The sequence below is a fragment of the Mycobacterium sp. RTGN6 genome, assembly GCF_033804605.1.
GTDB lineage: Bacteria > Actinomycetota > Actinomycetes > Mycobacteriales > Mycobacteriaceae > Mycobacterium.
Genome location: NZ_JAPZKZ010000011.1, coordinates 1 through 14198 on the forward strand (window position 1 = coordinate 1; position 14198 = coordinate 14198).

The following is a 14198-nucleotide window of genomic DNA, read 5'->3' on the forward strand; positions in this document are numbered from 1 at the left end:
AGAAGGCGCCGTCGACCGGCGGGGTGCCGAAGAACGCCATGTGCGGACAGAGGTGGTAGTCGCCGCGCCGCGTCTCGGCACTCTCGGGATCGGGTCGCGGGGGGGGGGGGGGCACCCCCCCCCCCCGGCGCCCGGGGTGCACCCCCCCCCCCCCCGGCCCGGCGGGGCGGCGGGGGGGGGGGGGGGGGGGGCGGGGGGGGGGGGGGGGGGGGGGGGGGGGGGGGGGGGGGGGCGGGGGCCGGCGCCCCCCCCCCCCCCGCTCCGAGCGCGAGCAATCCGAATGCTGCTGCAGTGACGCGATTTCGGTCAATCATGACCAACTGGCTCGCTTTCGGTGTGGTTGCCCGGTGTGCACTGCGACTGACGTCAGACGGACTTGGTCACTCCGTAGTAGGCGACGATGTCGTCGGTGTCCGTGGTCGAACTCGTCAGCGTCGCGTACGACCGAATGAACGACTGACCGACGCAACCGTCCACCTTGATGTGGGTGTCCTTCAGCGTGACGCGCACGGGTGCCGCCTTGTACTCCTTCTTGTTCACGGCCACCTGGGTCACCGTGCCGGGCTTGGGGTGGATCTCGATGGTGCCCGAGAGCGGGAACGTGAGGCTGGTCAGGCCTGGGCCCGCAAGGGGGAAGCTGGCACCCACCTGGACGCCGGCCTGTCCGATCAGACGGACCTGGCCCAGTTCGATGCCGCAGCCGATCTGGTAGCCGGCCTCGAGGGTGCCGCCGCTGAGCGACGTCTTGCCCTTGCCGGTGACGGTTCCGGTGAACGTGCCGCCCACCAGGTACTCGCGCTGAGCGAGCGAGGTGGTCAACGGGGCGATGGGCAACTGTGTCTCGTTGCTCGCCACGACGGTCAACGTCCAACCGTCGGGGCTCGTCACGATGCCAGGCTCGGCGGAGGCGACGATGCCGTTGTCCGGCGGAGGGCCGACGTCACCGGCCGGATCCACCGGCGGTTCGGCCAACGCGAGGGGGGAGGTGGCTGCGAAGGGAATGGCCATGCACGCGGCTGCCATCAGAGCAAAGCGATTCATTGTGTTCTCTCGTTCGAGGTCGACTAGGGATTCAGACGGACTTGGTGACGCCGATGTAGGTGATGACGTCGTCGGTGTTGTCGGTCGAGCTGGTCAGCGTCGCGTACGAACGGATGAACGACTGGCCGGCGCACTGGTCGGTCTTGACGCGGACACCGGTGATGGTGATCCGTGTCGTGGTGCCCTTGAACTTCTTCTTGTCGATTGCGACGGTGGCCACCGTGCCGGGCTTCAGGTAGATCTTGCCCTGGAGGCTGATGCCGGCGCTGACGGTGGGAAGGCCCATGTTGCCGAAGCCGGGGGTGAGGCTGGCGCCGGGGTTGATCTCGACCTCGTCGGAGATGATGCCGCAGCCGATCTGCTCGCCGGCCTCCAATGAGCCGCCCGTCAGCTTGGTCTTGCCCTTGCCGGTGATGGTGCCGGTGAACGTGCCTGCGACCAGGTACTCGCGCGACGAGACCGCGGTGGTCAACGGGGCCACCGGCAGCTGCGTCTCGTTGCTGCCGGAGACGGTGAGCTTCCAGCCGTCGGGGGTGTCGAGCACGCCGGGAGCGCCCGACGGGACCGCGCCCTCGGGCGGCAGCGGGTTGGTGGCATTCACCGGCACCACGGGCGGCTCCGGAGGCGGGTCGGCCAAGGCGAGGGGCGCAGTCCCTGCCGGAATAGCGATGCAGACTGCTGCCATAACGGCAAAACGGTTCAACATGGTGGTATTGGCGCCTCTCGTGGTCGGGCGTGCGGATCTGTCGCGTCGGAGCATCCAATGGCCAGGTTGCTAGACGGTGAACGGAATACAAACAATGTCGGCCCTATAGTCATCCAGCGGGCCACTCGGGCACCGCGTTTGAATCAGCATGATTTGCAAGCGAATTCACAGGTTCGTGCTACCGAATGGATGGAGACCGGCCACCTGCAGTTTGGTTGTCGTTCATAATTCCGACGTTTAATCCGAACACGGTAGCTTCAGCTGACGCCCAACCGGACGTGCCGGTTCTGGGTGGCGGAGCGTCAGGCAGTCTGACGAGACTGCGGGACCGACGACATTTGGAGGAACCCATGAGATCACCCCAGCTCCGTGGCCGGGCGCTCGGCGCCTCGGTCATCGCATTGGGAATGGCATTGGCGTTCACGCCACTGGCGCTCGCCGATCCGGTCGAGCCTGCACCAGGTCCGGGGCCGTCACCCATAGTGGTGGAGGCCGCGCCGATGGGGGACGACGCCACGCCCGCCGCAGTGACGGCGTGTGGTGCGTTCGCCCAAGCGCTGGACGGTACTTCGCTCTATTTTGGCGATTTCGCGGACTCCCTCGAGGGTTCTAACTACTCGGACCCCGCCGTCGAAAGCAGCAACTCCGTCGGAAGGACGGCGCTGCGCCAGGGTGCCGGCGTCGCGCTGGAGGCGGCGAACACACCCGGTCTGCAGCCCGAGATCGCGAGTCCGATGCGTTCGTGGTCGATGGGAGCCACCGCAATGCTGATCAAGATGGGGCTCCGCATCCCTGGCGAAAGCCTGAACACCACCGCGGAAGGCATGAACAACAGCGCCACCGAGGCTCAGATGGCGTGTGCCACGGCCGGCACCCACGCCTGAGTCGTTCGTGAGGAAATGCGCCATCGCGGCGCTCGTCGTTGGTTTGCTGCTTGCCGGTTGCGCCGGAAAGACGACGGAAGGTCGGTCGGCGGCGCCGAAGTTGGTGCCCGACACGGCGCTCGAAGGGCTGCTCCTATCGGCCAACGAGGTGAACACCATCATGGGCACGTCGGGGATGACGCCGCGAAGTCAGGTCGTCAATCAGATGGGTGACAACCGGAACCTGCTCCCGAATCTCAACTGTCTCGGAGTCTGGCAGGTGACGCAGGCGCCGATCTATGATCCGTTCCACTGGAAGACGTTGAGACAGCAGCTATTTCGCGTGCCCGACAGCGAGCAGTGGGACTATCTGGTGGTGGAGTCGGTCGTGTCGTTCCGTACGTCGGACGGAGCGCGTGCGTTCTTCGACGACTCCGCCGACCGCTGGTCCAAGTGCACCAACCACCACGTCAACATCACGCTCAACGGCGGGTCGCTGCCCAAGTGGTTCAGCGGCGACCTCATTAGAAGCGACACCCAGCTGGCGATGCCCTACACCCGCGGCGAAGGTGACCAAACCCGTTCCTGCCAGAGAGTTCTGGCAGTGAGTGCGAACGTGATCATCGATGCGCAGGCCTGCAAACCGCAGCAGTCAACGCCGATTGCGTCCGCCGTGGACGTCACCGAGAAGATCGAGTCGAAGATGCCCAGCTGACTCCTTTCGAGGAGCATGATTGAGGTATGTCGCACGCACGGAGTTGGCTCGCCGCGGTGATGCTGGCTGCGGGTGCGGCTACGTTGGCCACTGCACCGGCGGTGTGCGCCGAACCGAATCTGGACCAGTCGGCCGCCGCGGTCATCCAACAGCTGACCGATGAGGGCTACAACGTCCAGATCAACTGGGTAAGCGGCGTCAGCAGTAGGCCACTCTCCGAGTGCGCCGTCCTCGGTGTGCACAACCCCAACCTCGCCGGCGGGCCCGTCGAGGACTTCACCACGGTCTACGTCGACGTCTCGTGCCCGAACCACGACGGCGACTCGCATTTCGACCTCGGAGTCGGGATCGGCTTCGGTTGAGCAGACCTCGGTAAAGGCTGAGGTAACTTACCGATATGGTGCGGCCCGCGCAGACGGCGCGCAGCGAGCGAACTCGCGACGCGCTGCGTCAGGCTGCGTTGGTCCGTTTCCTTGGCCAGGGCGTCGAGGAGACCTCGGCGGAGCAGATCGCGTCGGACGCGGGGGTATCGCTTCGGACGTTCTACCGGCACTTCACCTCGAAGCACGACCTGCTGTTCGCCGACTACGACGCCGGAGTGGAGTGGTTCCGCGCCGCGCTGGCCGCCCAGTCCGGCGAGGAGTCGCTCATCGACTCCGTACACGCGGCGGTGATGTCTGCCCCGTACGACGTCGAAGCCGTGTCGAAGATCGCCGAACTACGCGCCAAGGAACTGGACGCTGGACGCATCGTTCGCCACATCCGGGCGGTGGAAACCGATTTCGCGGAAGCGGTCGAGGAGTACCTGACGCGCGACGCCCCTCCGCTCGCGGGCACCGACGAGCGGCTGCGCATCACCGTCACGGCTCGCTGCATCGCCGCGGCGGTGTTCGGTGCGATGGAGGTGTGGATGCTCGACCCCAATCGGTCGGTGCCCGAACTGGCCCGGCTTTGCCGGACGGCGCTGGACTCGGTGGCCGCTGGACTCGAGACCAACCGACGCTAAAGTTTCGTCATTATTGACAAAACTTTGGTGGCGTGCCAGCCTCGGCACATGGCGGATTTCGACGCGATTGTCATCGGTGCGGGCCACAACGGATTGACCGCTGCCACCCTGCTGCAGCGTGCGGGGCTGCGCACGCTGTGCCTGGACTCCAAGCTGTACGCGGGCGGGATGGCCTCCACCGTCGAGCTTTTCGACGGTTTCAAGTTCGAGATCGCCGGATCGGTCCAGATCCCCACGTCCGCCACGGTGAGCCGCGAGCTCGGGCTCGACGAACTGCCCACCGTCGAGCTCGACGTGATGTCGGTGTCGCTGCGCGGCGTGGGCGACGAGCCGCTCGTCTACTACACCGACCCGATGAAGCTCATGACGCACATCAACGACGTGCATGGCGCCGAGGCGGTCAACGGAATGGCCGGGCTGATGGCCTGGTGTCAGGCGCCGACCCGGGCACTCGGGCGGTTCGACGCAGGCAAACCGCCGAAGTCGATCGACGAGATGTATGCCTGCGCGACAAACGAATTCGAACGATCGACCATCACCGACCTGCTGTTCGGTTCGGTCACCGACGTGCTCGACCGGTACCTGCCGGACAAGGAGAAGCACGGCGCGCTGCGGGGCATGCTCTCGCTGCTGGCCGTCAACACCACGTATCGCGGCCCCGCGACGCCTGGCACCGCCGCCGCGTTGGCGTACGGGTTCGCCGTTCCCGACGAGAATGCCTTGCTCGTCAAGAAGCTGAAGGGCGGCATCGGCGCGTTGACGGCTCACCTCGTCGACGTGTTCACGGCAGGCGGTGGTGAGTTGCGGCTGCGCAGCAAGGTGGAGGAGATAACCGTCGTCGACGGCCGCGTCAGCGGGGTCCGGCTCGAGGACGGTTCGATGATCACCGCGCCCGTCGTCGTCTCCGCGGTGGCTCCGGACTTCACGCTCAACCAGCTCGTCGCACCCTCCGCGGTGCCGGACGACGTCCGTGAGCGGTTCTCCCGCATCGACCATCGCGGGAGCTACCTGCAGATGCACTTCGCGCTCGACGGCATCCCGGAGTTCGCGGCTCCCTACGAACTACTCAACGATCCCGCGATGCAGTCGAACATCGGGATCTTCAGCACCCCAGAGGAATTGCAACAGCAGTGGGAGGACTGCCGGCGCGGCATCGTGCCCGCCGACCCGGCCATCGCGCTGCAGATCCCGTCCGTCAACGATCCCGGCCTCGCGCCGCCGGGAAAGCATGCGGCGTCCGCCTTTTCGCTGTGGTTCCCCGTCGAGGAGTCCCAGTCGAGCTACGGCGACATGAAGGTCGAAATGGGGCGCCGCGTGATCGAGAAGCTCACCCGGTTGGCACCGAACTTCGAAAGCTTGATCATCCGGCACACCACCTTCACGCCCAAGCACATGGGCACCATGTTCGGCGCGCCGGGCGGAGACTACTGCCACGGGCTGATCCATCCCGACCAGATCGGGATCAACCGTCCTGGCCCGAAGGGCTATGTCGACCAACCGATTCCGATCGACGGGCTCTACCTAGGCAGTGCGGGCTGCCACGGCGGACCCGGCATCACCTTCATCCCGGGCTACAACGCCGCGCAGCAAGCGTTGGCCGACAAGAATTAGTCGCCGCGGGCGCGCAGCTGGCTGACCCAGTCCTTGGGCACGCGGCCGCGTGGACCGGGTACGGTCTCGTCGGCGGGATGACTTTGCGGTGCAGCCAGTTCCGGTCCGTCGTAGTACTCATTGGCGTCGTAGTTCCAGAACCAGTCCTCGCCGGGTTCGAACGACTGGATGATTGGATGGCCGGTCGCGCGCCAGTGCGCCGCCGCGTGCCGGGCCAGCGAATCGTCACAACAGCCGACGTGACCGCACGCCGCGCATCGACGCAGGTGCACCCACCAGCCACTGACTGCGTCGCATTCGACGCACCCGGTACCGCTGGGTGGGACCTCCGGGTCGATCGCATCGCTCATGGAGTCGAGCGTAGTGGCGGCCGCCGCCGGCCCAGTAGCGCTCATGTCGTTTGTTGGGCCATATCGCGAGTAGCTACCGCGACAAACGACACAATCGCTAATGTCGCGGCATGGCAACCAGTGATTCGCGTGAAGTGGTCATCGAAGCAACGCCCGCGGAGATCCTTGACGTCATCGCCGACGTCGAGTCGACGCCGTCGTGGTCACCGCAGTACCAGAAGGCCGAGATCCTGGAGAGCTATCCCGACGGGCGGCCGAAGCAGGTCAAGATGACGGTCAAGGCCGCGGGGCTGACCGACGTCCAGGTGATCGAGTACACCTGGACCGACAGCAGCGTGAGTTGGACGCTGGTGTCGTCCGGTCAACTCAAGGCGCAGGATGCGGGCTACACGCTGACGCCTTTGGGGGACACGGACCCCGAAAAGACCCGAGTCAAGTTCGACATGGCCATCGACCTGTCGATACCGATGCCGGGCTTCCTGCTGAAGCGCACCCTGAAGGGCGGGATGGAGACCGCCACCGACGGCCTGCGCAAACAGGTGCTGAAGCTCAAGAAGGGCTGAGTCAGCCAGAGCACTCACGAAGTCGCGATATTTGCGCGGGGCGGCAGCGAGGCTCTTACGATCTCAGGGTGCGTTTGTCGTGGCCGTTGATTGGCCGTACTGGGGAAATGCGGACCATCGAGGCCGCGATCGCGGCCCCGGCCGTTTCCGGTGTCCTCGTGTGCGGAGCGGAGGGGGTCGGCAAGAGTCGAATCGCCCATGAGGCGTTGTCCGCTGCCGCGTCGCAGGGTTGTGAAACCCGCTGGACGGCGGGCACATCTCCGGGGCGGACAATTCCGCTGGGTGCGTTCACTGCGTGGGCACCGTCGGGTGTGACCGACACGGTTCAGTTGTTGCGGGGCGTTATCGAGTCGCTGACCACCGCATCTCCTTCGACCGCCGGGGTGGTCCTTGGTGTCGATGACGTACACCTGCTGGATGAGCTGTCGATCTTCGTGGTGCATCACATAGTGCAGCAGGGTGCGGCAAAGGTGATCCTCACCGCCCGCGGCGAACAGCCGATTCCCGCCGCGATACAGGAGATATGGAAGGCCGGCCAGTTCGACCGACTCGACTTGGAGCAACTGTCGCTCAGTGAAACGACCACGCTGCTGTCGGCGGCATTGGAGGGTTCGGTCGATACGGATGCCGTTCAGCGGCTATGGAAGCTGACCCGAGGGAATGTGCTGTATCTGCAGAACATCGTCGAGCAGGAAGTCGCCGACGGCCGAATCGTGCAAGTGGACGGGTACTGGCGGTGGATTGGAGATCCGGTGATGCCGCCCGGTCTCGTCGAGCTCGTTGAATCGCGTATCGGGGCCGTACCCACGCCGGTCAGCGACGTGATCGACGTGCTGGCGGTTGGGGAGCCGATCGAACTCGGCACACTGACACGCATCACCGATGCCGCAGCAATCGAGGAGGCCGAGATCCGCGGCCTCATCACGCTCGAGCCCGCCGGGACCGGTATCGAAGTGCGGGTGCAGCATCCGCTCTACGGACAGGTACGCCGCAGGCGCGCGCCGCACAGCCGGCTACGACGGCTGCGCGGACTGGTCGCCACCGAACTCGGCGCGTCCAAGGACTGCGACGACATCCGAGTCGTCGTGCGCCGCGCGGCATTGAGTCTCGACTCCGATCTCACCCCCGATGCCGACCTGCTCGCCAGGGCCGCCAACGGCGCCGTCTGGTTGGCGGATCTGCCCTTGGCGGATCGATTGGCGCAAGGGGCAATCCGCGCTGGAGCGCGACCGGAACTCAACTTCGTTCGGGCGCACGCATTGTCGTGGCTTGGGCGCGGGGAGGAGGCGGAGGCCCTACTCGCCGACATCCCGATCAGCCAGTTGACTGACCACGACCGCGCCAGGTTTGCGTTCCTGCGGTCCAGCAACATGCTGTGGGCGCTTGCCGACCCGTCGCGCGCCAAGGAGCTCATCGACGAGGCGGCGCGCGTCACACCTCCCCACGATCGCACCTACATCGACGCCTTCCTCGCGGTGTATTGGTTCGCGATGGACCAGCCGGAGGCGGCACTGCAGGCTTCGAAAACCTTGGCGCTGGAGGGCATTCCCGTCGTCGGTGCCGAGATTGCCTGGGCGCTGGCCCAGATGCGTGCGGATGCGGGGCGCACGACCGAAGCCGTGGCCGCCGCTGACGCGGGATACGCCGTCGCGACCCGCACTCTCGACGCTCCGCACATGAGGTTCAACATCGCCGACGCAGAGCTCGGTGCACTGCTGATGGCTGGCCGAGTTGCAAACGCGCTCGAGGTGGCCGAGCGCACGCGTCAGCAGGCGGTGCATCTCCCAGGAGCGGCTCAACTACTTGGGGCCGCAGTGGCTGGGCGGGCCGCGCTTGGCGCCGGTGATCTGCGCAGCGCATGCCTGCTGCTGGGACAGGCCGCCGAAGGGTTGTCCGCGTCGCACGCGATCGGCTGGGGATTCCGCTATCGCATTCCGCATGTGACTGCGCTCGCGATGCGTGGATTGACTCGCGAGGCGGTCGCCGCACTCGAAGCGCTCGACAAGGTGACCCGCCGATTTCGTGCCCTCGACCATGAGACGAGCGTGGCTCGGGCGTGGGTGGTCGCCAGCCAGGGTGCTGTCAGTGAGGCGGTCACCGTTGCGCTGTCTGCTGCGGAAAGGGCAAGAGATACAGGGCGATTCGCCGGGGAAGTGGCCTGCCTCCAGGCCGCCATCCAGTTCGGTGATCACGCCGCCGGCCACAGGTTGCGCGAACTCGAATCGATCGTCGAGGGGCCACGCGCTGGTCTCGTGGCACGGTTCGCCGAAGCTCTGCGGGACGGCGATGCGACTGAATTGGCTTCGTTGTCAGAGGAATTCGAACGGATGGGTGACCTCGTTGCGGCCGTCGATGCGGCGGCCCACGCCGCTCTGGCATACCGCCGCCAAGGCAAACGGGGGTCGGCGTTGGGATCCTCTGCCCGTGCAGAGGCCCTGGCCGAACAGTGTGGCGGGGCAAGCACCCCAGCGCTTCGCCAGGCCAGCGCACCATTGCCGCTCACCGATCGCGAAGCCGAGCTCGTCATGTTGATCGGTGAGGGATTGTCCAACCGCGACGTTGCCGAACGGCTGACCCTTTCCGTACGCACCGTCGAAAGCCACATCTACCGGGCCATGTTGAAGACCGGAACCACCAGCCGCGACGAACTCGCCGCGCTGCTACCGCGTCACGGGACGCCGACGTAGTGAACGTTGCCCTCTGAGGGCATGCGCTCGGCGCGATCGGCGCCGCAAAGACCAGTGACTAAGCTAAGTAGCACTGCGCAGAAATCGGACGACATTGCAGTGGTGTACTACTGCGCTCCTTCCGCTGCCCCTGGTGGACTATTTGCACCGCGAGGCGCGACATCTCACTCGGTGGCCGTCATTTCGCCAGGGCGCAGCTAGAGGAACGAGCGACTGATGCTAGTGAGGATCGCACGTCTTGCCATCGCGGCGCCGAAACGAATCGTGACAACGGCGGCCCTGATACTGGTCGCGGCCGCCATTTTTGGTCTGCCAGTTACCAAATTGCTCTCCGCCGGGGGGTTCACGGATCCCGGCACTGAGTCTGTTCAGGCTGCGGACATCCTCACCAACAAGTTCGGTCACAACGATCTGCAGTTGCTAGTAGCGGTAACCGCTGACGACGGCGTGCATAGTGCCGCGGCGGCCGCGGCGGCCGCCGATGTCACGTCAGTGCTGAAGAACTCGCCGGACGTCACGAATGTGATTTCAGCATGGTCGGCGCCGCCTCCAGCGGCGGCGGGATTGACCAGCAGGGACGGCAAGACCGGCATGGTCATCGCAGGTCTCAGGGGCACTGACGCCGAATACGCCAAAACTGCAAGGCAACTCGTCGATCAGCTGCCGCATGATCGCGACGGCGTCATCGTCCGGGCCGGCGGCGCGCTCACCTTCGCCGAGGCCAACGAACAGGGCGAACGCGATCTGGTGAAGATGGAATTGATCGCTATCCCGCTGAGTTTTGTGGCGCTGGTGTGGGTCTTCGGTGGTCTTTTCGCCGCGGCCCTTCCGATGGCGATCGGGGTATTCGCGATTCTTGGTTCTCTCGCCTTCCTTCGCGCGATCACCTTCTTCACCGACGTCTCGATCTTTGCGATGAACCTCACGGCGGCAATGGGTCTCGCTCTCGCGGTGGACTACACGTTGCTCATCGTCAGCCGCTATCGCGATGAGATCGCGAACGGCATGCCCCCCGATGAGGCCATTGTGCGTACGATGACGACCGCCGGGCGCACCGTGGCCTTCTCCGCGCTGACCGTGGCTCTCTCCATGAGCGCCATGGCGCTGTTCCCGATGTACTTCTTGCGATCGTTCGCCTATGCGGGGGTGGCCGTGGTTCTTCTTGCGGCCGCTGCCGCGATTGTCGTCACGCCCGCCGTCATCGTTCTGTTGGGCCGCCGGCTCGATGCGTTGGACGTCCGCAAGCTGATTCGTCGTGCCTTTGGTAGGCCGCCGACACCGGCGACGCGCCCGATCGATCAAAGTTTCTGGTACCGGAACACGTATGCTGTCATGCGCCACGCGGTGGCGGTCAGCGCCGTCCTCATTGCGGTCCTGCTGCTGCTGGGAGCTCCGTTCGTCGGAGTGAAGTGGGGCTTTCCTGACGACCGCGTATTGCCTGCCACCGCGACGTCTCGCCAGGTAGGTGACCTGTTGCGAACGGAGTTCGCAGTCAACCCGGCAACCAATGTCAGTGTCGTCATTCCCGATATGTCGGGTGTGTCACCAGAAGCGTTGAGCGGCTACGCCGCAGCCCTCTCGGACGTGGCGGATGTCTCGGGAGTATCGACGCCTGCGGCCACATTCGTGGCCGGCGAACTAGTTGGTCCACCGTCGGCTCCAACTGGAGTCGCCGACGGTGGCGCCTTCCTCACCGTGCAGAGCAAGGCCCCGCTGTTCACTGATGCTTCCAATGAGCAGCTGCGGTCGTTGCATGCCGTGCCGCGACCGGCGGGCCATACCGTATTGTTCGGCGGCGCAGCACAATACAACGTCGACAGCGTGGAGTCGATTACGTCGCGGCTGCCCATCGCTCTCGGCGTCATCGCCCTGATCACCTTCGTCCTGCTGTTCTTGGTGACCGGCAGTGTGGTTCTGCCACTGAAAGCGCTTGTGCTCAACATGCTGTCGCTGACTGCCACCTTCGGGGCGCTGGTGTGGGTCTTCCAGGACGGCCACCTTGGGGGCCTCGGCACCACGGCGGCGGGCACGTTGGTCGTCAATGTACCGGTGCTGATGTTCTGCATCGCCTTCGGTCTATCGATGGATTACGAGGTTTTCGTGTTGTCTCGAATTCGCGAGTACTGGCTGGACTCCGGTCGCACCCGCGCGGACAGCGATGAGAGTGTTGCGCTCGGAATCGCCCGTACTGGGCGCGTGGTCACCGCGGCAGCCTTGCTGATGTCCATTTCGTTCGCAGCACTTCTGACGGCCGACGTGTCGTTCATGAAGATGTTCGGCGTCGGCCTGACGATCGCGGTCTTGGTGGACGCGACGCTGGTTCGCATGCTCCTGTTGCCTGCGCTTATGCGCGTGCTTGGCCGTGCGAACTGGTGGCCCGGCTCCGCTGGCGCGAAGAACATCGTCACCGACAGCGAGACGCGCAGGCGCACTGGCGATCTCAGCAAGATATAGGCTGCTCGCTAGTCTCGCGGCCCATGCGTGCTGTGCAAGCCGGGCCTGCAGTCGAGGTGCGACAGTTGCTACCACGGGTCCAGCAGGGTGCAGCGTCGCGTCCGCCCGTGTCCGCAGGGGGGCTGTCGACACCAGGTTTAGGCGTACAGACTGCGAGATAGCGGCCAGCACTAGGACCAGCTCCAGCTGGGCCAGACTCGCGCCCACGCAGATGTGGCGACCGCCGCCGAACGGGAGATACGCGTAGCGCGGATGGGTGGACGCACTTCCCGGCAAGAATCGTTCTGGGTCGAATCGCTCTGGATCCGACCAGAACTCGGGATGGCGGTGAAGAAGATATGGCGATATACCAACGGTGTCGCCTACGGAAACGGGGATGCCCGAGATGTCGTCGTCTTGCACGGCGTCGCGGTTGACGTGGTACGCCGGCGGGTAGAGGCGCAACGCCTCTGACACCACGGCTCGCGTCCACGGCAGCGCATCAACGTCAGGTGCCTGTGGATCCCAGCCGCCCAACACTTCCTCGACTTCGGCAAGCATCCGCTCATGGGCGGCGGGATTCTGCGACAACAGTGCCAGCGTAAACGTCAGAGCATTGGTTGCTCTCTCATGTCCGGGAACGACGTGGGTCATTACCTCGTCCCGGACCTCCGCGCCGGACAGCGGTTGTTCAATCTGTCCGGCCCCCAGCAGCACGTCGAGTAGGTCGCTCGGTTCGTCGTGGGGCGCGCGGATGCGTGTGTCGATGATCCGGGTGATCATCGACTCGAGCGTCTCGGAGGCTCGACCCAGCCCGGGCACGATGCGGGTAGTGACGGATTTGAATTGCTCGGGCGTCAACGATGTCCGAAAGATCGCCGCGGCGCGTAGCGCCATCGAGGTCTGCAGTCGCTTCTCGGCTCGCCCCACCGGGGCAGCATCGCCAGAGAGGTCCATTCCGAACAACACTCGGCCGACGACATCCGTTGTCAGCGTGAGCATCTCGGAGACGATGTCGATGGTCCCGCCGGGTGCCCACTGAGCGATGCGGCCGCGGGTCGCATCGACGATTGCGGGCGCGAACGACTGCACGTGGCGGTGGCTGAACACCGGCTGAACCAGTCCGCGGTGGTGCTGCCAGACCGCCCCTTCAGTGGTAAGCAGGCCTTCACCGATGAACGCCTGCAGCGGCAGATACCCGTAGCCCCTCACATATCGGTCCTGGTGTCGGACGAGGACATGCTCGGCATATTCGGGGCGATCGAGGAGAAGGAAACTACGGTTGCGATTCAACGGTATTCGCACCGCGTCCCCATAGTTGCGCCGAAGCACGCCGTACGATGCCAGTGGGTCGTGCATCGTCAGCGCCCAATAGCGCAGCACGTTCAAGCCCGACGGCCCGGGCGGTACCGATGCGGTTCGAATATCGCCCGACCTATGCCTCATGGCAGCCGTCCCTTTCCAAGGTGCCCTGGCGGAACGATTGCCACCGGAATAGTTTCGTGCTCCGCCAAGGGAATCGTCGCTCCCGCGGAGCGTGACGGGCCCAGTAGTGCGCTACTGCACCATGGTCCGGCTTCGGCGTGGCGCTACTTAGCTAAGTGGTACTTGCCGAGACCGCCCGAGATTGCAGTGGATCGCTACTGCCATCGCCGCACTTGACGTCGGTGACGATTAATCGGTCACCACGCCAGAGGAGGCATGCACGAAGTGTCCGAGTTAGTTGCGGCGGCCGCCGATCCACAGGTTGGTGTCGAAGATCCCAAGTATGTCATCGAACGGGTAGGTGAGCCGCCGGTTCCCATTGCCGAGCCGGCAGCAGCCTTTAGCACGGCCGCTGCTGTGGGGCTGCCCCGTACGCAGCCCACCCGCGGGGTGATTGCCGTCTTGCACAAGGTGTTTCCGGGATCGTCTGTGGATGCACAGCAGGCGCCGCGCCACTATCCGCCTCGCCGCGCCGCCTTTCTCGATCAGGCTGCCATGGCACGAGAAATGCGCAGGCTGTGACTGCGCCCCTGACCATAGCGACACCGGTACTGCAGCACCAGGGCGTCGCCAAGAAACTTCGTCGGGGCGACGAGCAGGTGCACGTGCTCATCGACTTTGACTACACCTTGGACGCAGGCGAATTCGTGGTCCCGACCGGACCGTCGGGCGCAGGCAAATCGAGCCCTCCTGCATATCGCAGGCGGGCTGGACGCGCCCGACACCGGCACTGAGGCC

General features: G+C 65.2%; 12 protein-coding genes and 2 pseudogenes. 10 read left to right on the top strand and 4 right to left on the bottom strand.

What is annotated here, in order from left to right:
- Positions 1–366: 366 nt before the first annotated feature.
- Positions 367–1041 carry an MspA family porin gene (locus SLQ33_RS24950; protein ID WP_319456587.1) on the bottom strand — a complete coding sequence of 225 codons (675 nt, stop codon included), beginning with the start codon at positions 1039–1041 and terminating at the stop codon, positions 367–369.
- Between the two features lie 31 nt (positions 1042–1072).
- Positions 1073–1747 (bottom strand): MspA family porin, encoded by a 675-nt coding sequence (locus SLQ33_RS24955; RefSeq protein WP_319456588.1) that lies wholly within the window; start codon positions 1745–1747, stop codon positions 1073–1075.
- Positions 1748–2097: 350 nt separating this feature from the next.
- On the opposite strand from SLQ33_RS24955, the gene SLQ33_RS24960 reads away from it, so the two are divergent.
- The 5 genes from SLQ33_RS24960 to SLQ33_RS24980 are packed head-to-tail and all read left to right on the top strand — an operon-like array spanning position 2098 to position 5942.
- Positions 2098–2631: a hypothetical protein gene (locus tag SLQ33_RS24960; protein WP_319456589.1), complete on the top strand. Its 534-nt coding sequence runs from the start codon at positions 2098–2100 to the stop codon at positions 2629–2631.
- 7 nt (positions 2632–2638) lie between these two features.
- Positions 2639–3325 carry a sensor domain-containing protein gene (locus SLQ33_RS24965; RefSeq protein WP_319456590.1) on the top strand — a complete coding sequence of 229 codons (687 nt, stop codon included), beginning with the start codon at positions 2639–2641 and terminating at the stop codon, positions 3323–3325.
- A 26-nt stretch (positions 3326–3351) separates the two neighbouring features.
- Positions 3352–3687, top strand: a complete 336-nt coding sequence (locus tag SLQ33_RS24970; RefSeq protein WP_319456591.1) for a hypothetical protein — start codon at positions 3352–3354, stop codon at positions 3685–3687.
- 35 nt (positions 3688–3722) lie between these two features.
- Positions 3723–4331, top strand: a complete 609-nt coding sequence (locus SLQ33_RS24975; protein ID WP_319456592.1) for a TetR/AcrR family transcriptional regulator — start codon at positions 3723–3725, stop codon at positions 4329–4331.
- Between the two features lie 48 nt (positions 4332–4379).
- Complete coding sequence (locus SLQ33_RS24980) at positions 4380–5942, top strand: NAD(P)/FAD-dependent oxidoreductase (RefSeq protein WP_319456593.1); 1563 nt, start codon at positions 4380–4382, stop codon at positions 5940–5942.
- On the opposite strand, the gene SLQ33_RS24985 is transcribed toward SLQ33_RS24980, so the two are convergent.
- Positions 5939–6292 carry a UBP-type zinc finger domain-containing protein gene (locus tag SLQ33_RS24985; protein WP_319456594.1) on the bottom strand — a complete coding sequence of 118 codons (354 nt, stop codon included), beginning with the start codon at positions 6290–6292 and terminating at the stop codon, positions 5939–5941. The two genes, SLQ33_RS24980 and SLQ33_RS24985, sit on opposite strands and share 4 nt — an antisense overlap.
- A gap of 110 nt (positions 6293–6402) precedes the next feature.
- On the opposite strand from SLQ33_RS24985, the gene SLQ33_RS24990 reads away from it, so the two are divergent.
- From SLQ33_RS24990 to SLQ33_RS25000, 3 genes and pseudogenes are all read left to right on the top strand, one after another.
- Positions 6403–6855, top strand: a complete 453-nt coding sequence (locus SLQ33_RS24990) for an SRPBCC family protein (RefSeq protein ID WP_319456595.1) — start codon at positions 6403–6405, stop codon at positions 6853–6855.
- Between the two features lie 107 nt (positions 6856–6962).
- On the top strand, positions 6963–9542 hold the full coding sequence (locus SLQ33_RS24995; protein WP_319456596.1) for a LuxR C-terminal-related transcriptional regulator: 2580 nt from the start codon (positions 6963–6965) through the stop codon (positions 9540–9542).
- Positions 9543–9758: 216 nt separating this feature from the next.
- Positions 9759–11937, top strand: a pseudogene (locus SLQ33_RS25000) (MMPL family transporter); the annotation flags it as partial.
- Positions 11938–12137: 200 nt separating this feature from the next.
- Here SLQ33_RS25000 and SLQ33_RS33650 read toward each other — a convergent pair.
- Positions 12138–13421 (bottom strand): annotated as a pseudogene (locus tag SLQ33_RS33650) (cytochrome P450); the annotation flags it as partial.
- A 255-nt stretch (positions 13422–13676) separates the two neighbouring features.
- Between SLQ33_RS33650 and SLQ33_RS25005 the strand changes: the two are divergent.
- Positions 13677–13982: a hypothetical protein gene (locus SLQ33_RS25005; RefSeq protein WP_319456597.1), complete on the top strand. Its 306-nt coding sequence runs from the start codon at positions 13677–13679 to the stop codon at positions 13980–13982.
- Entirely contained in the window at positions 13979–14194 is a 216-nt protein-coding gene (locus SLQ33_RS25010; protein ID WP_319456598.1) for a hypothetical protein, read from the top strand. The genes SLQ33_RS25005 and SLQ33_RS25010 overlap by 4 nt, the downstream gene beginning before the upstream one ends.
- Positions 14195–14198 lie beyond the last annotated feature (4 nt).